At 57.1% G+C, this 19,965-nt stretch carries 18 protein-coding genes and 3 pseudogenes; 9 read left to right on the forward strand and 12 right to left on the reverse strand.

Annotation, left to right across the window (positions count from 1 at the left end; translation table 11 throughout):
* Window positions 1-16: 16 nt before the first annotated feature.
* Window positions 17-160, reverse strand: a pseudogene (locus P1N55_RS08835) (IS6 family transposase); the annotation flags it as partial.
* A 104-nt stretch (window positions 161-264) separates the two neighbouring features.
* Between P1N55_RS08835 and P1N55_RS08840 the strand changes: the two are divergent.
* Entirely contained in the window at window positions 265-1,086 is an 822-nt protein-coding gene (locus tag P1N55_RS08840) for a DUF7504 family protein (RefSeq protein WP_276278538.1), read from the forward strand.
* A 14-nt stretch (window positions 1,087-1,100) separates the two neighbouring features.
* Here the strand turns inward: P1N55_RS08840 and P1N55_RS08845 are convergent, their stop codons facing one another.
* The gene (locus P1N55_RS08845; protein ID WP_276278539.1) at window positions 1,101-2,048 is read right to left on the reverse strand and encodes a HEAT repeat domain-containing protein; all 948 of its coding nucleotides are present in this window, start codon (window positions 2,046-2,048) and stop codon (window positions 1,101-1,103) included.
* Between the two features lie 79 nt (window positions 2,049-2,127).
* Window positions 2,128-2,349 (reverse strand): hypothetical protein, encoded by a 222-nt coding sequence (locus tag P1N55_RS08850; protein WP_276278540.1) that lies wholly within the window; start codon window positions 2,347-2,349, stop codon window positions 2,128-2,130.
* Between the two features lie 641 nt (window positions 2,350-2,990).
* Between P1N55_RS08850 and P1N55_RS19925 the strand changes: the two genes are divergently transcribed.
* From P1N55_RS19925 to P1N55_RS08860, 3 genes are all read left to right on the forward strand, one after another.
* On the forward strand, window positions 2,991-3,275 hold the full coding sequence (locus tag P1N55_RS19925) for a HalOD1 output domain-containing protein (protein WP_379689979.1): 285 nt from the start codon (window positions 2,991-2,993) through the stop codon (window positions 3,273-3,275).
* Window positions 3,276-3,802: 527 nt separating this feature from the next.
* Window positions 3,803-5,056 carry a DUF6517 family protein gene (locus P1N55_RS08855; RefSeq protein ID WP_346430014.1) on the forward strand — a complete coding sequence of 418 codons (1,254 nt, stop codon included), beginning with the start codon at window positions 3,803-3,805 and terminating at the stop codon, window positions 5,054-5,056.
* Between the two features lie 95 nt (window positions 5,057-5,151).
* Window positions 5,152-5,490, forward strand: a complete 339-nt coding sequence (locus P1N55_RS08860) for a hypothetical protein (protein ID WP_276278542.1) — start codon at window positions 5,152-5,154, stop codon at window positions 5,488-5,490.
* 229 nt (window positions 5,491-5,719) lie between these two features.
* Here the strand turns inward: P1N55_RS08860 and P1N55_RS08865 are convergent, their stop codons facing one another.
* The 5 genes from P1N55_RS08865 to P1N55_RS08885 form a co-directional block, all read right to left on the reverse strand.
* Window positions 5,720-7,495 carry a PKD domain-containing protein gene (locus tag P1N55_RS08865; RefSeq protein ID WP_276278543.1) on the reverse strand — a complete coding sequence of 592 codons (1,776 nt, stop codon included), beginning with the start codon at window positions 7,493-7,495 and terminating at the stop codon, window positions 5,720-5,722.
* A gap of 37 nt (window positions 7,496-7,532) precedes the next feature.
* Window positions 7,533-8,045, reverse strand: coding sequence for a hypothetical protein (locus P1N55_RS08870; RefSeq protein ID WP_276278544.1), 513 nt, complete (start codon window positions 8,043-8,045; stop codon window positions 7,533-7,535).
* A gap of 664 nt (window positions 8,046-8,709) precedes the next feature.
* Complete coding sequence (locus P1N55_RS08875; RefSeq protein ID WP_276278545.1) at window positions 8,710-9,441, reverse strand: hypothetical protein; 732 nt, start codon at window positions 9,439-9,441, stop codon at window positions 8,710-8,712.
* Window positions 9,438-10,202, reverse strand: coding sequence for a cytochrome c biogenesis CcdA family protein (locus P1N55_RS08880; protein WP_276278546.1), 765 nt, complete (start codon window positions 10,200-10,202; stop codon window positions 9,438-9,440). Before P1N55_RS08880 ends, P1N55_RS08875 begins: the two co-directional genes overlap by 4 nt.
* Before the next feature lie 2 nt (window positions 10,203-10,204).
* Window positions 10,205-10,762, reverse strand: a complete 558-nt coding sequence (locus P1N55_RS08885) for a TlpA family protein disulfide reductase (RefSeq protein ID WP_276278547.1) — start codon at window positions 10,760-10,762, stop codon at window positions 10,205-10,207.
* A gap of 558 nt (window positions 10,763-11,320) precedes the next feature.
* Between P1N55_RS08885 and P1N55_RS08890 the strand changes: the two genes are divergently transcribed.
* Window positions 11,321-12,382 (forward strand): S66 family peptidase, encoded by a 1,062-nt coding sequence (locus tag P1N55_RS08890; protein ID WP_276278548.1) that lies wholly within the window; start codon window positions 11,321-11,323, stop codon window positions 12,380-12,382.
* A 238-nt stretch (window positions 12,383-12,620) separates the two neighbouring features.
* Window positions 12,621-13,342 (forward strand): annotated as a pseudogene (locus tag P1N55_RS08895) (hypothetical protein); the annotation flags it as partial.
* A gap of 26 nt (window positions 13,343-13,368) precedes the next feature.
* Here the strand turns inward: P1N55_RS08895 and P1N55_RS08900 are convergent.
* Window positions 13,369-14,253, reverse strand: coding sequence for an IS1595 family transposase (locus tag P1N55_RS08900; protein ID WP_276278699.1), 885 nt, complete (start codon window positions 14,251-14,253; stop codon window positions 13,369-13,371).
* A 494-nt stretch (window positions 14,254-14,747) separates the two neighbouring features.
* Between P1N55_RS08900 and P1N55_RS08905 the strand changes: the two genes are divergently transcribed.
* From P1N55_RS08905 to P1N55_RS08915, 3 genes are all read left to right on the forward strand, one after another.
* Window positions 14,748-15,764 (forward strand): DMT family transporter, encoded by a 1,017-nt coding sequence (locus tag P1N55_RS08905; protein WP_276278549.1) that lies wholly within the window; start codon window positions 14,748-14,750, stop codon window positions 15,762-15,764.
* Between the two features lie 70 nt (window positions 15,765-15,834).
* On the forward strand, window positions 15,835-16,113 hold the full coding sequence (locus P1N55_RS08910) for a hypothetical protein (RefSeq protein ID WP_276278550.1): 279 nt from the start codon (window positions 15,835-15,837) through the stop codon (window positions 16,111-16,113).
* 109 nt (window positions 16,114-16,222) lie between these two features.
* Window positions 16,223-16,423 carry a ComEC/Rec2 family competence protein gene (locus tag P1N55_RS08915; RefSeq protein WP_379688838.1) on the forward strand — a complete coding sequence of 67 codons (201 nt, stop codon included), beginning with the start codon at window positions 16,223-16,225 and terminating at the stop codon, window positions 16,421-16,423.
* Between the two features lie 686 nt (window positions 16,424-17,109).
* Here P1N55_RS08915 and dhaL read toward each other — a convergent pair.
* The 3 genes and pseudogenes from dhaL to P1N55_RS08935 all read right to left on the reverse strand — a co-directional run bounded on the left by dhaL (window position 17,110) and on the right by P1N55_RS08935 (window position 19,963).
* A complete protein-coding gene (gene dhaL / locus P1N55_RS08920; protein ID WP_276278551.1) occupies window positions 17,110-17,802 on the reverse strand; it encodes a dihydroxyacetone kinase subunit DhaL in 693 nt (230 codons plus the stop codon).
* A 6-nt stretch (window positions 17,803-17,808) separates the two neighbouring features.
* Window positions 17,809-18,797 (reverse strand): annotated as a pseudogene (gene dhaK / locus P1N55_RS19700) (dihydroxyacetone kinase subunit DhaK).
* A gap of 155 nt (window positions 18,798-18,952) precedes the next feature.
* On the reverse strand, window positions 18,953-19,963 hold the full coding sequence (locus P1N55_RS08935) for an ABC transporter permease (protein WP_276278554.1): 1,011 nt from the start codon (window positions 19,961-19,963) through the stop codon (window positions 18,953-18,955).
* Between the last annotated feature and the right edge of the window lie 2 nt (window positions 19,964-19,965).

Below are 19,965 nucleotides of genomic sequence, written 5' to 3' on the forward strand. Positions count from 1 at the left end.
CAGAGCCGGTTCGGGATATACCAACCGTCTCCCTGATCGACAGCCCCGCCGCGTGGAGACACACCCCTAACCGTCGGACGGGTGTCGGGGTGCGCTCGTTCTCCCAAACGTCTTCGTTGTCCTTCTCTAACGGTTCTCTGAGCGGGTCTGTGAGCGACATGAACACCTCTCGCTACGGCCTGCTCGCGTCTCAAACTCGCTCAACTAGATAGTGCCATATGAGTAGATTTATCTTGATTTCGGCATGAATTTCCGCTCACCCAAATGGTTCATCAGTGGGAGTGCCGGGAGTGTGAATTCACAGCCTGGTCGTCGAACCAGAGTGAAATTTCCGACGTTGTGAAATCGCACCTGTTCTCCCACTATAAGAGTGCTGTCACGTCGGACGAACTTGGCGTCAGCTGGGAGTGTCCGTACTGTGACCACACTAGCCAAGGCTACGATACCGACGAGAGCATAGACAAGTTCAAAGAGCACCTGCTCAAACACGTCTCCGCGCTCATTGATTCGGGCGTCCACGTGGCTGATGAGATTGGTCGAGTCGGCAACGTGCTGGTCCTCTCAGCACTGGAAAGCGCGGGAGCTGACAATGCCCGTGTCCATTTCACCTCACCAGCCGATATCGCGGTGTTTGTCACCAATGACCCGGCCGAGCGCGTTCGACTACTCGATAACAGACTCCAGTCGTGGCCCGCGTGGACGACGATTCTCACGACCAAATCGCAGCCATTCGCCGATGTCACGGATGTAGACCTGGACACGGCCCCACTTGATGTTGCTATTCTGGATAAGGGAGTGAGTATAACAGATCTTGGTGAAACGATCGCCCGCGTCTTGGACGAACAGCAGACGAGCAATTCTCGGGTAACTGTTGGGTTCGATATTCTCAGCGAATTGCTTAGTCTGTTTGACACCGAGACCGCGTTCAAATTTGTCCACGTTTTGAATTCAAGGTTAACGAACATGGACGCGCTCACCCACTACTACCTGAACCCGAACTCACATCCCAGCTCAGAAATCAACGTTCTCAAAGAACTGTTCGACTTGCGAATTCAGGCAAATGGATCACGCTTTACGACTCGCTGATACTCCGCTCTCGGTTACTCCGAATTATGCTGCTCAGTATAGTCAGCCGGATTGTCCACATACGTGTAGTCGACGCCTGTTGTCACCAGCTCCCCCGAAGAGTCGCCACATATCCGATCAAGTACCGCTTTGGCGCGATCTCGTGCTTCTTCGGAACCCCGTTCACGGCTGAGATACACGCGCAGGCGCTTTTCCAACTCAGGGCCTCGAAGCTCTGTGAGTGCCGCTTCGGCCAGTCGTGCGGTCTCCTCATCGGACTCATCCAGCACGGAGAGCAGACATGTGATTACTTCAGATCGGTAGCGCTCGCCTGTGATGCGGCTTAACAGCCAGATTGCCGTCTGGCGGTACGCCCGGCGCGTCCCGTCGGCGGCGATATCGAGGAGCGCTGGCACCGTTGCCTGCACATCCACCCGAGCCAGTTCTTCCACAACGGTCCCACGAATCCGCTCGGCCTCCGCCATTGAGGCCGTCGTGAGCAACTCTAACAGTGATAACATCGCCGCCCGTTGGACCGTCGACGAATCGTCATCGAGAGCCTCAATGAGCACAATGACGGGTTTCACTGACCCGAACTGCCCGAGTTCATCAACCGCAATGAGTCGAAGCGCCTCCTCGTCGGCCTGTGTCACGGGAATTAGCTCCGCAAGCGCGCGATCGGTACCGATGGCCCCGAGCGCGTTAGCGGCGGCTTCTCGCACCATCTGTTGGTCATCAGACAACCGTTCGCTAAGTGGCGATACAACCCGCGGGTCCGATAGTCGGCCACACGCCCGAGCCGCCCGGCTTCGGACACGAGGGTCCGGATCGGTCAATGCTGAAACCAGCTCTGGGATGGCCGCCGTTGCGTCACGTTCACCGAGTGCCGTCGCGGCGACTATCCGGAATTCGGGGTACTCAGCTGACAGCCACTCGGTAAGCAACCGTGTTGTGGTCCGCTCGTTGGACTCCGAGAGTTCCATCCCGGCAAGCTCCGCCACCAAGTGGTCGAAGCTTTCCTCGCCACGCTGGTATAATGCGTCGATCGCGGCCGCGCGAACACTATCGTCCTCGTCCGTTTACTGCGTTGATAAGTGCCTTGACGGCCTGCTGACGCTCGTCGGGGTCGGGAATGTCCGAAATATTCCCCAGCATTTCGGCTGCTCGTCGTCGGACATAGACCTTCTCGCTTAGCTTTAGATGTGCAACAAGCTTCAGGACTTCCGACTCCCGTTCAAGTCTATAGAGAAACGTCCCATTGCCATCCAAGTCGTCATCAAACATCCTTGGAACCCCCAGGTACTACTATTGGTTACCTACTATTCTATTCGCTATTAAACATATTGCTAGCTCACTGGTTCAACGAGTGTCACTCGGCGAGAATCGCCGGCTGGCGGGCTTCTGGCGCACCGTCTTCATTCCACTTCGTGGCCGTTGAGAAAGGCAACCGCTACAATCTGGGCCAGCACGAGCCGTATCCCTAACTGACCGGGCAACTCCCCTGAGAGGGTGTTTACTTCGATATTGAGGCCGACTCCGCGAGAGTTCTACAGGCGGAGCAGGCCCAGTGCTTCGGGGTCGTACGGAAATCGGAGAGTTCCGTGATGACGAGACGCTCCGCGTCTCGAACCACTTGACCCCGAGGTGGCTCACCAGTTCCGATAGATGTCCAGAGAGTCGCACAAGATACGGAGAGTGTATGCAGCAGCCAGCCATCGTTGGGTTCACACCGATTCCCATGACTCAGCCGGTCAGTAAATCTGCGTAGTGTGAGAAGTCACAGTATCTTGACTCTCGGCAGAATTGTACCTCACAGAACACCTATATTTGATTGTGAAAGTGCCTGCAAACAACTTTACCTAATTGACTTTAGCGGTTATAATTAAAACCAATAAACATATTTGCTTGTGGAAATAACAGTATTTGTGTTCGATAATTTGGTAATAAAGGGTGAATTACTGGTTTCTCACTCTTATGACCAAACTACACCAGTCGAGTTCGCAATCGTAACCGCATTTTTGAAACTAGGTGAAAATGTTGAAGAGCGTGAAGAAACGTTGTTCGATTTTGTCGATCCAGATGCGCTTAATACACTGGTATCTGATTCGGATGCTCCGACCACAATTTCTATCCGATCATGGGGATATCCCGTTCTGATCGACTCCGAGCGAATCCGAATTTTTGAGAAAACCAACTCCCGTACTGAGTAACTTCGATCTGGAAACATCGTTGTGCTGACTAAGCGCTGTGTATCTTGTACAGCCCCTCTGGCGACTTATCATCTGTCAGGATCAGTGTGACCGATACAGAGGATGCATGCACCATTGAGATTTGTTTAATTCAGTCCTCTTGCGTTGCATCAACAGAATTTGATCAGCCGGTTCCGTTAAATACGGTGTAATTCCGATAACACAAGATGTAGATTTAACTATATATAGTGTCCTATTTTAAATCAAATGCCGAACAAATGCTTCGTATGTCTAATCGAAACGAGTTCCGTAGACGCGACTTTCTCTATGGTCTTTCAGTTCTGGGAGCCACATCGATAGCAGGTTGTTCCGACGTGACAAGCCAGCAGTTCGAGGCGACTGCCGTCACGTTGCCACCAGATGAGCAAGAAGGGCTGTTGTTGAGTGAAACACTGCGGGATTCCACAAGTGTTTCTCGAACAGGGCCGAACGGCGATCTAGAGATTGCTGTCACCAGTCACTTCTCGTCGTACAGCAGGACGAAAGGTGTGTCTGAGTACGGCGTCATACGAACGGCAGTCGGGCAGTACACCAAGGAACTGAACCAGGGGCGACTCCAGGAGGGCGCAACGCTCACGTCGGGAACCAGGCTCACCTCAGGGAATCTGCCTCTCGCTGTTTTCGAAATGGACGATGAGATCGACCCGGCGGCGATTACGCTACTGGCGCCGGCAGGATTGCGAACGCGCGATAGCGGCGTGCCGATTTCGGTATTCAGCGGCGCTGCGCTCGAACGGGAGACACTCACTCTCGGAGAGACCGAAGAGGTGAACGCGTTCGAAGTCCCAGGTCAAGCCTTCTATCCGGGAAGTATGTGGCTGACTGACGAAGAATTGTATCCGGGGAGCATGTGGTATCCCGGAAGTATGTGGTACCCCGGGAGTATGTGGGTCGCAGAGACTGGATGGTACCCCGGTCGCACCTGGGTCCCTCGGTCACAGAAGGGGGCGTCTGGCTCTGCGGCCGAGGAGGAACCGACAACTGCGCCGACACTCGTATTCGTGCCGGAGGGCCAGTCGTTCGCTGACGTCTTCGGTAAAGGTCTCGACGCCGTCGGCGGACGCTCAGTCGAGACAGGAGAGACGTTTGATACGAAAACCTTGACCGTTGCAAGCGTCGGCAATTCGCTTTTCAACTGGGAGTTCCCCGACGGATATGGCGTTCTCTTCGAAAACGGTCGCCCCGCCGCGCTCGGCGGTGCCGTATTCGACCTAGCCGTACTCTCCACGCCATCCGCGTCTGTCGCTGGCGTTGAGGCGAACCCAGTCGTCTCGATGGATACGAAGGAGTTGTTGACGGACGACACCATCGGAACACTTCTCCGAGACGTGGGGATTTCCGATGCCGACAACGTCCGGTGGGTCGAAGGTCCAAAGCGCCTCTCCCAGGATGGCTATCTCGCTCTCGGCGATGAAATCGCAGCCAACGCGCCCGAGTCAGTCACCCCATCGGAGCCCACGATCTTCGACGAAACGACCACGATCGAAACGTACGCTGGCGTCATCAGCGGTCAAGAGGGATCGTGGACCGTCGGAGTTCACGTCGCACGTGCGACGCCCGACGACCACGTATTGGCTATCGGTATGCAGCGCGCACCGCTCGAATCTGCGGGCGGGATTACTGATGAGGACGGAGAGGAACCCCCCAGACCGTTCCCAATCATCAGCTGGAAGAACTGGTATCTCGACGCCCGGGCAATGATGGAGGTCGTCCTTCCACGTCTTGCCGAGCGAGGTGTCTGATAGACGATGAACAGACCATCACTCCCGCCGAGAGACGGCTCGAACAGCCTCAAGCGGGGAGAAACCGATACGAACGTCATGGGTCGTGGTCTGTGATGCCCCGAAGCTGGCAGATGGTTCTTCTGGGGTTCCTTGCCCAGTTGGCAGTTGGTGGCGTCTTGCTCGGTTCGGAGATGGCTGGCACGCCGGAGAATGCGAGTGCCATTGTGCGCCTGTTCCTTGGCGGTGGGATTCTCGTCGTGACTGCTGTCGCGTTTCTCGTGACACTCCCCTCGATCTACCTGCTGTATCGCGGATCGTTTCGGTTCGTTGCGACCGCACTTGTGGCTGTTGTCGGGGCAGTATTCCTCGTCGGCAGTGTCGCTTCTCCAGTCGTCGCAATTCTACCCGCGTTTCTGTTCATCGGAGTCATCCTTTCGTGGCGAGAACGGTAACTCAGGTCTGCAAGAAAGAGTGCCCAGAGTACAGTATTCGCCGAGATGATCTTAGGTAGTTCTCACACCAGAATATGAAAGCATCCGCCGTGAATAGTTCGTTGCGAGTCCGCTGACTGCAGAGCGTGGCTGTACCAAAGGGGGTGACTTCCACTTCGTCACCACCGGTCCGAAACCCAGTTACATACGACGTGTGGCCCATCCGTTGCTGGTTCTCTCAGAGTGAGCCCTATCCGAATACCTTGACAATCTCCCGGAGAAGATCACCCAACGCAGCAAGTATCCCGTCGCCCGACTCCTCAGCGGTGGTCGAAGTCTCCGTGGTAGTCACTTCGGCGGACGTCTCGCCGGCATTGCCGGGGGCAGCCGTGTTCGCTGTCTCGGTCTGTACTTCGCTCGTGTTGCTGACTGTCTTGGTTATCGTCGCAGAGCCACCAGCGTCGTCGACGACCAGCAGCTCGACGTCGCGTGAACCCGTCTCCCCTGCGTCATAGGTGACTCGCTCACCCGTCGTCACCGTCCCGTTTTCGAAGGACCAGACGTACTGGGTGATAGTCCCGTCGTCGTCGTTGGACACACTCGCGTCGAGCGTCACGGTACCGGCGTCACGGTCGGTCGATGAGGTGAAATCAGCAGACGGGCGCACGTTCGGAACCGTAACGTCGATACTCTTTTCGCGAACGGCAGTGTTCCCGCCATCGTCGGTGACCGTTAGCCGAACAGTGTAGCTCCCGCCACTCGTGTACGTGTGGGTCTGTGTCGCCCCGGTCGCACTCGCCCCATCACCGAACGTCCAGCGATACGAATCGATTGGGCCTTCGGCATCGGTCGATCCACGGGCATCGAACGACACCGCCTCACCCGTCTGTGAGTCGAACGTGCTCGGAGCGAACGCGGCTTTCGGCGGCGTGTCTTCTACAGTTACTGTCGTCGTCGCGGTATCGGTGTTACCATCCCCGTCTCGGACTGTGAGCTCGACGGTGTACGTCCCCGGACTGGCGTACGTATGTGTCCGACTGGCGGTTGTGAGCCGACCCGTGGTGCTACCATCGCCGAAGGACCATTCGTAGGCTGTGATACTCCCGAACAGACTGTAGGACTGTCCTGCCGTCAGCGTTACCGGATCGCCAACGTTGACAGTGGTCTCGCTCGCCTCGAATCGCGAGTCGACGAGCTGGACATCCTGTATCTGGCTCAGCTCCGTTTCGAGCTCGGTGTCGGTGATGTCGGTGTTCGTGAGCAGCAGCTCGGGCTCGGAATCACGATCATCCGACGTCTCGCTCGTTGTGGTGTCAGTGGACCCGTTGAGCGATGTGTCGTCCAGCGACGGCTCGGCGATGCTCGTGATGAGACTGTCGTTCACCAGCTCGGTCGAGATGGTATCACCGGCCCTGACATCGGTGAACTGACTCGGAGCCTTCCCGTCGGCACTGATAAACACGTCGTAGGAGCCCTCGACCCACCGCTCGCCGCTCCATGGCGTCACTCCGACGACTTCACCATCGACGAAGACGGTCGCGCCCGGCGTCGCGGTGCGGACCGTTATCGGCTGCTCGATTTTCGTCAGTCGTGTGTCGATGTCACGTGGCTCGGCCATCCGGCGCGTCTCCGGGATGTAGCCCCGATCGGCCACAGTAACGCGGACTGGGCCGTCCCGACCCACGTCGGTCGGAACCTCGCCGGTCCATGGCGTGGTCCCGACGCGCTCTCTGTCGATCGTGACCACGGCACCGTCGACGTTCGACGTGACCGTCATCGTCTCGGTCTGGTCCTGCTCAGGGGATTCAACCTTCAGCGGTTCGTCGGGGACGAATACGAACGGCGCTGTGCCGTAAAGTGCGTCGAAGATAGCAGCGAAGCCCTGGTCGGGGATGTCAGTCGGCTGCAGGCATGCATCAAAGTCCTTGCCCGTCAACGACCCTCTCGCTTCTGGGTCCCAGCAGGCCTCGAGCGTAATCGATTCGATGGTCGTTCGCTCTTGCTCTGGCCCGAGAAACCCCGACATCTCGACAGCGTGGCTCTCGTGTGTCCACGCCGCCCCCTCACGTGCGGTTCCGACGTACAGTGGCGTCTCGTCGGCTTCCTCTCCTGGGCCAAGGTACTGTTTCGGTCCGACAGGCCGGTACGTCGAGATATCGCGGGTCCCGTCGGTTGTAGCCGCTCGCACCACCTGTCCGGGTGAAGAATTCGTCGGAGGCGTCCTTGGTGAAGAAATCGTGCAGTTTCTTGAACGGACCGCCGATGAGGACCGAGAACAGTTTGGCGGTCGAGCGCCCAGCCTGGCTGTTCTCTTTCGGATCCTTCGGACGCGTGTCGCTAACTATCTTGAGGCGGAATCCCGAGGCGTAGCCGTCGCCGTCACGGTCGACACGCTCGACAACGACAACGTTCTGTACTGCCCCCGAGCCTCTCGTCTCGAACTCGACTTGCGCTGCTGGCAGTACTCCGTCACCTGCGCCAATAGATGGCCGCAACTCCGCCGACTCACGCTGATCGTCAGAAACGGGTGTCAGTGTGATTGCCCCCATCGCTGGTCCGGTCGCGAAGGCAATCATGACAACTGTCAAGAGTGTTACCGTGGTGTAAAATGAATCACTCATTTAATAATCCAAATGTTATGATGTATTCAGATACATGCAATATAGTTCTATGGGGTCATGGGACCTCAGCAGAACTCCGTCGGACTCTGAAACCGGTTTGCAGTTCCTGAAGTGTAAATCAAGACATTACGGTAACTATATCAGCAACCGTTCAAGGTTCTTCGGCAGTTGTGGTGGATCTCGAATCGCACCCGGGCATCGGTGACTGACCCTTCATCCACACTTAGCACACGAGTTATGCTAACCACAACCGCGATGGCCGGTTCGAATAGGGTAACGCATGAGCCCAACTGGTGACCGATTTGCGCACTGTATGCAGCAGCCTCTTTTCAAACCACTCAGCGTCTGTCAGTACCGGCATGACCGATACAGAGGAGTAGTCAGCAGCGACTATTCGTGTTCAGTTAAGCTCCGTTCTCCCACCAACAGCTGATACCGAGGTACCGAGAACGCCAGTTCAGAGGCTTAACCGGCCACAACATCGTCCTCTCCAGCTCAGTGCGAAAGCTCTCACTCGAGAGACTCCAACAGGTACTTGAGTCACACGGGGAGTGAGTGACTCGTCTGCGGTGCAATCAGTGGCTCGGGTACAGTCGAGAGGGCCAGACTGGCTCCCTCCTCACGCCCACGACGGGCGCACGACGTGGGTGTCGTTGATCTGGGAGAACCGCACCGTCCTCGTGATCACCCGCGGACCTGATCGGTAGGCGACTGTTCGGGTAGTTTTGATTTCTCGGACGTACCCCGCCCGGTGAACGAGAAGCGTCATCGACGCGTTCGAAGACACGTGCGTGTCGTTCAATTCGGCTTGGACGCGGTAGTAGTGCGTTCCGTTCCGTGTCACGTTCTCGACTGTCGCGTTCCGGTGGGTGCTGAACCTGTAGAGAAGTTGTCGGTGGAGGGCCCGGTTGAGTCGTGCCGAAGAATTGAGTAAGTCAACTGCGCGAACCTGACTGCCGGTATCCAACTCCACGCGAACGGTCGTCTCGTTCCCGTGACGCCACGCCGTTATCCCGTCCGGGCGTTGTGCGGAGCCGTTCGGAGCGTCGCCAACAGCCGTCTGCGTCCGGGTGACGTTCATGCGGACAGGGTGGCTGGGTTCGACGCGCCACGACTGCGTGGTGGTGAGGCGAAACGTCTCGTTCGTGTCTCGGGTCGTCGTTCTCGAGTGGACCGTGAACGAGCTCGATCCGAGCGTCTCAGTGTGCGCTTGAATCAGTGCATTCGCGTCCGCGGCGTCGTTCGCGGTCAGCGTGGGAGGGGAGCCATCGGGAGTGGTCGGCGCAGCACAGCCGGCAGTGATCAACGCGATCGACAGACAGAGAGTGACAACGAGGTGGCGCTGGCTCATTGCGGTAGCACCTCCGGGAATCCATAGAAGTAGTAGTATATCTCTGTGATACCGGAGAGCGCGAGCAACGCGCCGGCAGCGCGGTAGATCGTCTGCGTGTGAGCACTGAGCACCGTCGTCAGTGACGACCCACCGATCGCTGTGACGCTCGTTACTCCGACGAGTACCGTACTCATACCGCACGCATAGGCGACGGCGAGCCCGACGCCAAGAGCCGGGCTGAGCGACATCCCCTGCAGCACGACTGCGATGAATAATGGCGCGGTACAGCCGGCTGCCGCTCCGGCGTACAGCACGCCGAAGAGAAAGAAGCCGGCGAGAGAGCGTCTCCGTTCCGGTAACTGGGCGATCGATCGAGTCGGCTTCCACCCGGTCGCCATGAGCCCTCCCGAAAGGAGGAACACGATGCCGACGACGAGTTCGAGGACTGCAATGTCAGCGAAGGCTTGTGCCCCGAGAAACGCGGCTGAGCCGGCCAAGCCGACATACACGAGGGCCATCCCGGCCCCGGCGAGGACGCTCACGAGCATCGCTCGGGCGAGCGGACGGCGAACCCACTCGACGAGCGGGCTTGTGGGTGTCGAGTCCCTGGCTGCATCCGTGACGTCGGTGACGGTCCCGCCACGGGGACGCGAAACCGTATCGCTCAGAAAGTACGAGAGATAGCCGGGAAGGAGTGGAAACGCACACGGGGCGAAGAACGTCGCGACGCCGGCCGAGAACGAGAGCCCGAACAACGCGGCGAGACCGAGTTCAACCATCGTTACGCTTCCGTCACCAACGGATCGATAACCGATTTGAACTCCTCGAACGAGCGCGCGCTGACTTCGGGGCTGTCACCAGTCGCAGGCGAGCCATCCGCGTCGAACACGAGATTCGTCGGGTAACTGTTCGCGTTCCATCGGTCGGTGGCAACGAGACCCGGGTCTTTAACGACAGGCCACGTTCCCTCGTACTCACTCCAGAATTCCTTGATGAGCGTCTCGTCCACTTCCGGTGTAATCGATACGAGATGGAGTGTGTTGGTATCGTACTCCGCACGTAGTCGACGGAAGGCCGGCATCTCGTCTTGACACGGGCGGCACCACGTCGTAAAGAAATTCAACAACACGATTCTTCCATCCGGCTTGAGAACAACGTCCCCATCAGGGAGGTCCCCCTGAGATACGGCAGAGGGAAGTGCCAGTTTGTCACTCGTACTGGTCGCCGCGTCTGATTCTGGTCCTGTCTCAACTGAGTGTTGGCCTGTACAACCCGCGAGGCCGAAACCGAGTGCGGTGCTGATCGCTCCGAGGAACGACCGGCGCTGACTGGAGGGCATACGTCGATTGCTGGTTTTCATGATACGGCCATCAATTCGCTGGAGGCTACAACGCGGCTTTTACCCACTCAGAACGCGCACGACGACCGGTTTCTCGAGAACGTCACCGCTCTGAAACGGGAGTAGCCCCCTCAACCGAGTACGACACGTCTGTTCCAGACCTACTCCTCAGTATCGCGTTTCAACTGGGTTCTTGTGTGTTGTTGCTTGTCGAGATTGCGTATGGCATACGAGGATACAGACCGTTGATGAGATTAGACCAATACCAATGGCCAAATACCAAGAACAGTAGGATTTATTCGATCATATCCATTACAATTTGATCTCTGAGTTTTCCCGAGGAGATCAACAGCGACTGCGGAGCGTACTCAGGGATTCGAAGGGGTGCTGCGTCTCGCTATACGCTCTTATCTATTGCTTCGGATGATCGAAACCGCGGAGAGTATTCATGACTGACTCGAACGCCGTATGCAGCAGGAATGTTGAAATCGGACACCGGTTGAGGGTTCCAAGAAGCCCACAGGCATATTTACGGCGTCGTCCGTGAACGTACGTACGGTGCCATCTGATTCGTTCATCGTGCCACCACCAGTGGAACGCGGTGACAGGGTAGCCGTCGTCAGTCCCGCAGCCGGGCTCGCCAGCAAGTTCCCCGAGGTGTTCGAGCTCGGACTGTCGCGGTTACGTGACGTATTTGACCTCGAACCAGTCGTCTTTCCCAGCGCCCGGCAGTCGAGTGCATTCCTCGAGGAACGTCCACGCGCCCGGGCCGCGGACATCCACGCCGCGTTCCGGGACCCGTCTATCACGGGTGTCATTTCGACGATCGGCGGATACGATCAGCTCCGGGTGCTCAAGTACCTCGATCCGGAGACGCTCCGTACCAATCCCACGCGATTCTACGGGATGAGCGACAACACGAACATCGGACTGTTTCTCTGGAAGGCAGGTATCGTCTCGTACAACGGAGGCCAGCTCATGAACGAACTCGGGGTGAGAGGGGAACTGCCGGCCTATACAGAGCGCTCTGTCAGTGCGGCGTTGTTCGACGCGTCGCTCGGCGAGGTGGCTCCGAGCGACGTGTGGACCGACGAACCGACCGACTGGTGGGGAGACGACCAGCTGCCGACGACGCCCCCGTCGTATCGACCGAACCCGGGATGGGAGTGGGCTGGTGGGACCCACCGCGTCTCAGGCCCAGTGTGGGGCGGGTGTCGAGCGGTCGTCGACCAGCATCTCGCTTGCGAGCAGTACCTACCTGAACCGTCGCGCCTCGAGGGCGCGATACTGGCGCTCGAGATCGCTGCAGACTTGCCCAGCCCGGAGCAGGTTGCGACGTCGATGCTGTGTCTCGGGGAACGTGGCCTGCTGGACCAGTTTAGTGCCGTCGTCGTCGGCCGGATCCCGGGACGCAATCGTACCCGACAGCCGTCCCGGGCGGAACAGGACCAGTATCGGGAGTCGGTCAGGTCGGCGATACGGCAGCAGGTCGCTCGGTACAACCCGGAGGCACCGCTCGTCTTCGGACTCGACTGGGGACACACGACGCCGATCGTACCGCTACCGCTTGGTTCGGAGATGGAAGTCGACCCGCGGCGGAACCGAATTGCTGTAGTTTGAGGAGCCGTCACACGACTGCACTCACGGGTGGGTGTCATCGCCGACAGTTGACTACCTCCCGCGGCTGGAGACGCGGGAATCCCACTCCAGTCCCATGACAATTCCATCACAATCTATGACGGAAAAGCGGCCTTTGGGCCGTCTGATACAGTCACTCGCGATGAGGGAATCATATTTTAGGGCACTGTCTTATTGAACGAGTTGGGAAAGCGAGGAGGCCGTAGCGAGAAGTGCTCATGTGACTCGCAGCCCTCTCAGAGAGACGTTAGACCAGGACAGCCAAGACGAGTGGGAGAACGAGCGCATCCAGACATCCATCCGGCGGTTTGTGGTGTGTCTCCATACAGCGGGGATGTCAATCAGGGAGACGGTCGCTATCTTGGATCTGCTGGGTGTCGACCGCTCCCACGGTGCGGTCTGAAACTGGGTGCATACACTGTCTGAAGCACAGCGCGACCCGCCGACCGCGGAGCCGTCGCGGTCGACGAGAAACAAGTCGAAGTAGACGGCGAAAAGAGATGGGTGTACGCCGCCGTCGACGTTGATTCGAAACTGCTGCTCGAGGTTGACGTATACAGCCGCCGTGGGACCGATCCCGCGGCGTTCACGAGAACTGAGTTCTCGTGCAGTTCAATATAAATCGTAGATTTCTGAGGACGGTGTTCATACACCGACACACTCAGAAACATGATGTCGACGATACGGTGTTTCTCGTTGATGCTGGCGGCTATCCGACTACCCTCTCACTTCACGATTTGACAGTCAACTTGACTATCGAATCCGGAACCACACGGAAAAGTGGTTCAGACTGTGACCATACGAATCGACCGCTTTCACTCTGTCTGGAGAGGCAGTCAATCCAGCGCGAAACAGCGGCTACGACGCTTCAGACACCACTACAACCACGAACGACCCAACCAAGCACTCGACGGCCGAACGCCAGCTGGAATTATCCAGAACGCTCTTGTGAAGCACGTTGTTGATCTTCAGAGGGCGGCGGCGAGAGCATGTTTAAGCGCTTCGTCACCTGGTTTTCTGTAGAGTTCGCAGCGGAGCTGAAAGGCTCTGAGATACGGCGTTAGCTTGTCTTTTGACACTCCTCGGTGGGGCGAGAGCCACCGTCGCGTCAGCGACGCGTGGCTCTCGCAGGTGTTGACGTGAATGTCGCCGTCAGCGTATTCTCCGTCGCTGTGGACGACGTATTTGCGGGTGAATGCGTCGTCTTCTTCAAGTGGATCGTAGGCCCGAAATCCGTCCGTATAGACGGTCAGCGACTCCTCGTCGTGGTCAGCAAGCAGGAGTCGAATGGTCGATTCGTCGGCGGATTTCGCTGGCACGACGTAGCGCTCCTCCGAGCCACGATCGACCAGCGTGAACACCGGCGGTTTGTCGCCGTCGTACGATCCTCGTCCACGCGTGGACAGGCCGCGCGAGCGCGACTCCTGGTCGCGCTCGCGCCCTTTGAGACCCGCAGACACGTACACTTCGTCGATTTCGACCGGTCCTGACAGCGTGATCGAAGGCGCGTCGAGCGCGCTGACGAAGCGCTCGACGCGCCGTCTCACCGTTCTGTACGAAAGATCGAGTTCCGCCTCAATCTGCCGAATACTCGTGTTGAACCGTAAGAACACGTAGATCGTGAAGTACCACTCTTTCAGCGAGAGCTTCGAGTGAGCGAAGATCGTGTCTGTCTTGTCGTTGAACGTCCGACCGCAATTCTTACACAAATACCGTTGATACACCCGATAGCTGCCGTTTCTGACCGTCAGGTCAGAACGGCAGCGGGGGCACTCGACACCATCACGCCAGCGAACCTGTTGCAGCAGGTCCGCTGCAGCCGATTCCGATACGAACCGGCTTATTGGGAACATATCGGGCACCGCTGGCGCGGTGCCCTTGCCCTCTTCGACTTTCAGCCGCAGCTCTCGCAATCCACAATCTACTTCCCAAGAGCGTATCCAGAAATAGACAATTCCATCCCCCGGTTTATTTTTTATAGATGTATCCACATAACATCTATACAAAATCGAACTTTTAGAATTGAATCCTATTTTTTGTGTTTACCTTTACGTTCTTGATTCCACAAATACAGTAAGTGGAAAAGTATTTGGATTGTTGAATATAGAATATCGCATACTTAGGCCCATGCATTGATAATAACAAGGACCAGGCTCAGAAAACGTCAAAGCGAAGATAGACTGTCTGGTAGGGCATTGGACACAGGACCGACTAACTCACCAGTTTCCGTCTCTGAGAGAAACAAGAGTGAACTCCACTTGGGAATAGTGCCACCGTGTCTCGCACAGCCCTCTTCACGGTATAGCTCGTAGGCGGGAACAATGAGAAGCAATGTCCTGGGTCGGTGGTGCAACTGAGTCAGCCGGCGGTACGCGAACGACTCTCGTTCACGCGTTCGCTCTCTCCTCGGTATCGTGACGCAGCCCTGTTCATCGTCCTGGCATCGCTGTTCGGTGGATCTTTCGTCGCTATCAAGACCGGGCTTCGTGAGTTGCCGCCACTGCTGTTCGCAGGGCTCAGGTTTGACCTGGCAGCCGTGGTCCTTTTGGCCTACGTCGCGATGAAATTTCCACGGTCGGCCTGGCTCCCACGAACACGTGGGGACATGTTGGCAATTGCGGCTGCGGCAGTGTTCTTGGTACTGCTCAACAACGGCCTACTCTTCCTGGGACAGGAGACGACTACGCCGGCAGCAGCGTCCGTCATGTATGGGCTAAATCCGATCTTGGCACCGGTATTTGCCTGGTGGTTGCTCGGGGAGCGGCTGTCGCGGCTCGGGGCAATTGGTATCGGGGTCGCGCTCGGTGGTGTCGTCCTCATCGTCCAGCCCTCGCCATTGACCTTCACCGATGGAAGTGCTATGGGACAGTTACTGGTCCTTGCTGCCGCTGCGGCAGTCGCGCTTGGGAGTGTCGTCCTCCGGCACGTCGAACCGCGAATGGACAGCGTTCCGCTGACCGCCTGGGGGATGGCCACAGGTGCAGTGTTGCTTCATGTCGCGAGTCTCGCTGTCGGAGAAGCTCAACAGAGCGTCGTCAGCATCAGTCCAGTAACGATCGTGAGCCTTGTCGCAGTCGCCATCCCATCGACAGCAGTCGCATACGCAATCTATTTCGGATTGATCGAACGTGTCGGGCCCGTCCGAGCGAACCTCGTCGCGTACGTCGTTCCAGTGTTCGCCGCCCTCATCGGCTGGCTCCTCCTTGGTGCGATAGTGTCACTGTGGACCGCCGTCGGGTTCCTTGTGGTCGTTGCCGGATTCATGCTGATCGAGCGGGATACAATCCGGTCCGAGTACTGTCGCCTTCGTCGTCACCTCCGAGATGAAGCCACACCGGACGCAGTGCCACCCTGTGACGACTGAGAGATATCGTCGGGAAAGAAAATCTCCAAATACGACCGAGTTTTTTGATCAAGGAGTTGAACTTGTGGCCATGATCGATGATCCGACCACTCCGCTTGGAGATGTTCGCCAGGAGAATCCCGGTAGTGATCGCCAAGGAGCGTTTAAACGGGGGTGGACGGCTGCCGTCAAAGATCTCAACGGTAGCGACGAATCATCAAAATATGCAGAGGGGCCGCCCCCAGAAACCATCACTTGGGACAGTCTCGGATACAGACTTGGAAGTCTATTTGGAGAAACAGAGGATGATCTGCGTCAGGAGCTGTTCGAATGGTGTGTCGAAAAACAGGAACGGGAGCAAGACTCCTAATTCTAACTCCGTTCTGAGACGACTTCATATCCCACAGAACTAGCCACCATGAACACCGAGACATTTTGGCAGATCCGGAAGTTTTTTCCTGCTTCGAACTGGGCAATCGTTGAGTACGCTCGTCGTCGGGCCGACCAGCGAGACAATGTTGATCGACACCGGTCTCTATCGAGACGACGGCGAGTACATCCTGCAGTACCCCGGGGCCAACGAGATCGACCGCATCAACTACCTGGTGGTCTCACACAACGACGCCGGCTACATCGGTGGGACCGCCGCGGTTATCGACAACGACGAGCTCGGCCAGTGACGAGACTCTGGTGAGGGTGACAAGGAGGTCGGCGAAGCAGTGCTTGGGGCATCGGAACTGCCCGAGGCCGGCTGCCACGCCGACACATTTCTATCGGTGCTTATCGTAGAGGGCGAGGCTGTCGAGTGAGACTACGAGCCCGACGCGAACGAAGAGCCCCAGGCCGCAGCGCAGGAGCGGTTCGATCGCCTGTCGAGCCAGCCGCCGTCGGACAATGAATTCTGAGACGTCACAGCGGCTCCGTGAATATCAATTAGAGCGTTTATAGAGTCAATTATAGTTAATATAGGTTTGCATGGCGCTATGTAATAATATATGGCGCAAATACCTCCACACTTCCGATAGATAACCACACACCTGTATAATATAGCCAGATAGCGAGAGTGATATTACTAGATGTCCACACCATCGTTGACAAGTATCAGCCTCATCTTTGATGTCGAGGCTGTTCCGATTATAGTGGCAGCAATTGGGCAGGAGACTCGGAAGACCGATGAATCAATCGGATTCGGACAGGCCATTGCAGGCTGGTTCGGTGGCGAAGTTGAGACTATTTTCAGACTATCTGCAGAAGAATCGTCTCACTTCACTCGTCAATAACGAACGACGGGGGTTGTGTCCACTGTGGAATCGTGACTTCCGGAGGGGTGCTGGAAGCACCGAAGCACACGTAGGGGCCGATCAGGTTAGGAATCGAACTCGTCGTCGAATCCTGGCGAGCACCGTTCACCTACTTCGTCTTCGAGAACCTCATGAATCACGCTAAGAATCATATACGTTCCGACTGCGCCGGGATCGGGGTTGCCGACAGAGCGCCACTCCGTGTACGACGCTCGGCCTCGCTTCGCTCTGAGAGCAGTGGTGAACATCGCCCCTCTGCGGGCCGCTTCAACTGCTCTGGCACTCGATTGGAGCGGACCGTGTTCTTCGGTATTCGTACTTGCTCTCAGTGCATGCGTTACTGGGACGACGACATCGTACATTGTTTTTGCGCCGACGTCCACTTCACCCAGGTCTTCGACAGTTTCCCTGAACGCCTCTGCGAATGCGGCGACGGAGTCCACAGATAGCTCCTCGTCTAGTTCCTCACTAGCCACCATCAGTGACCGGCCGAAGATAATCCCCGACGAGCCGGCCATCTCTTCGAGCAGCGTCTCACCGATAGTCGAGACGAACTCCGTCGGGGAAGGGTCTTCGAGGGCTTCGACAGCATCGAGTGCACTTTGACAGCCTCGATGGAGATTCATCCCAAAGTCTGCGTCCCCGATCTTCGAGTCGAGTTCTGTGAGATGATCGCGTTCATCCTCGATCCGCTGGCCGACACGCTCGAGAAGTGTGTCTAACAGTTCGACCGGTTCGGTGTCTTCTGGCGATGACATTGGTGGTTATTTGATAGTCAGCCCAGGAGTCGAAACCGGATACTCGAGCAATTCACGGAGTTCTTCGTCGATGGAGAGTAAGGTAATCGAACAACCCGCCATATCCAGCGAGGTACAGTACTCGCCGACCCACATATCGTGGACGCCGATAGAGTGCGCATCGAGGATCTCGTCGAGACGGTTCGCGACGATGTATAGTTCGCTCTGGGGTGTTCCTCCAAGGCCATTGACCATCGCGACGACTTCGTGCTCTTCCCCTAACTCGAGGTCGCTGATTACTGCGTCTGCGAGACTATCAGTGATTTCGTCGGCGGATTCTATCGTTGTGCGGTTGATGCCTGGTTCACCATGGATACCAATTCCCAGTTCCATCTCATCATTGCCCAATTCCACGGTGGGTTCCCCTTTCTCCGGTGTGATACACGACGTTAGCGCAACCCCATCGTCGCTAGATTATCGATTGTTTTCTCCGCAACACGTGCAACTTCTGCCAACGACTCACCACGGGCTGCTGCGGCGCCGGCAACCTTGTGGACGAACACGGTTCCGGCCACACCACGACGCCCAGTTCGATCGCTCGAATCTGCAATCGCAACATCGTCATCAACGATGACCTGCTCGAACTCAACGTCGGTCATCGACGCTGCCGTTTTGAAGTTCATGCGATCGCCTTCGTAATTTTTGATGATTGCAAGGACACCTTCACCACCGTCGACGGTCGCAATCATCTCACGCATGTCTGTCGCGGGCGGCGAGGTGAAGATGTTTCCGGCAGCGGCCCCGTCCAACATGCCCTCCCCAACGAAGCCAGCATGCATCGGCTCGTGCCCACTTCCGCCACCGGTGACAACCCCGACTTTCCCGTCGACCGGAGCGGTGTTCCTCACGACGACGTCTGTGCCCTCGAGTCGTTCGACATCTTCCGAGTGGGCCGATACGAACCCGTCTAGCATTTCGTTGACGACGTTCGATGGATCATTGACTAGTTTCTTCATGCTTCACCGTGGTCGAAATTGAGAGGGGACTCGTAAAAAAAGGTACTGCCGGAGGCTCGTCGACAGAAAGAGTCATGCACTCCGGTCACCGCAGGAAGAGCGTCAGAAGCAACCGATATACCAGGGGGAGCCAAGACGATGTGAATCCGGGAGCGTTACGACTTTGTTATCACCTTCCGTCGAATCCGTTCTTCCATCGTGTAGATGATGATCGCCGCGAGGAGCACGAAGCCATTGATGACGTCGACAGCGGTCGCTTCGATTCCCATGAGGACGAGTGCTGACTCGACCGACGCGAGCAGTATCACACCACCGACGGCGCCGAGGACGTTTCCACGGCCGCCGAACAGACTCACGCCGCCGATGACCGCTGCAGCGAATGCCGGAAAGACGTCGTTCTGTCCGATAGTCGGGGGTGCGACTCCGAGGAATCCCGTGTACAGTAGACCACCAAACGCACTCAGCATACCCGAGAAGACGTACACGAGGATGATGATAAACGTCGTGTTGATGCCGGCCTCAGTAGCGGCTTTTTTGTTTCCGCCTACGGCGTATATCGCACGGCCGGTGGCTGAATATTTCAGCCACACACCAAACGCCAGGAAAATCACACCCATGAGTACGATGGCGACGGGGATACCACTTACTTGCCCGCCACCGACGAACAAGTACGTCTCTGGGAGGCCAGTGAGCGCTGACGATGATAGTAACTTGACACTCCCGGAGAGTATCATCAGCATCGCCAGCGTCTGCAGAAATGGATTCACACCGATGTAGGTAATAGAGACCCCGTTTATCAAGCCGATCGTCATCCCAACGAGGAGGATGAGCAGTATACCGGCCGCCCCTGAAGTGCCAGGGAACCATTCCGTGAGGAACAGTGCGCTGAATATCGCGGCGAATCCAGCAGTAGCACCGACGGAGAGGTCGAAGTGCCCACTCAAGAGACACAGCGTTTCGCCGAGTACAATTGCCGATAACGCCGCGGTACCGAACAGCAGTGCACGGATGTTGCCAGGCGAGCTAAACACCGGAACGATGATAGAGAAAATTAACACCGTGGATAACAGGATCGGCCAGATCATGTTATCCAACGCGAAGAGAACCGCCTCGTGACGGTCGAAGTCCAAGGCGTTCGATATATTCGAGGTCACGTCAGTAGACATCT

Source organism: Haloarcula regularis, from assembly GCF_029338315.1.
Taxonomy (GTDB): Archaea; Halobacteriota; Halobacteria; order Halobacteriales; family Haloarculaceae; genus Haloarcula; species Haloarcula regularis.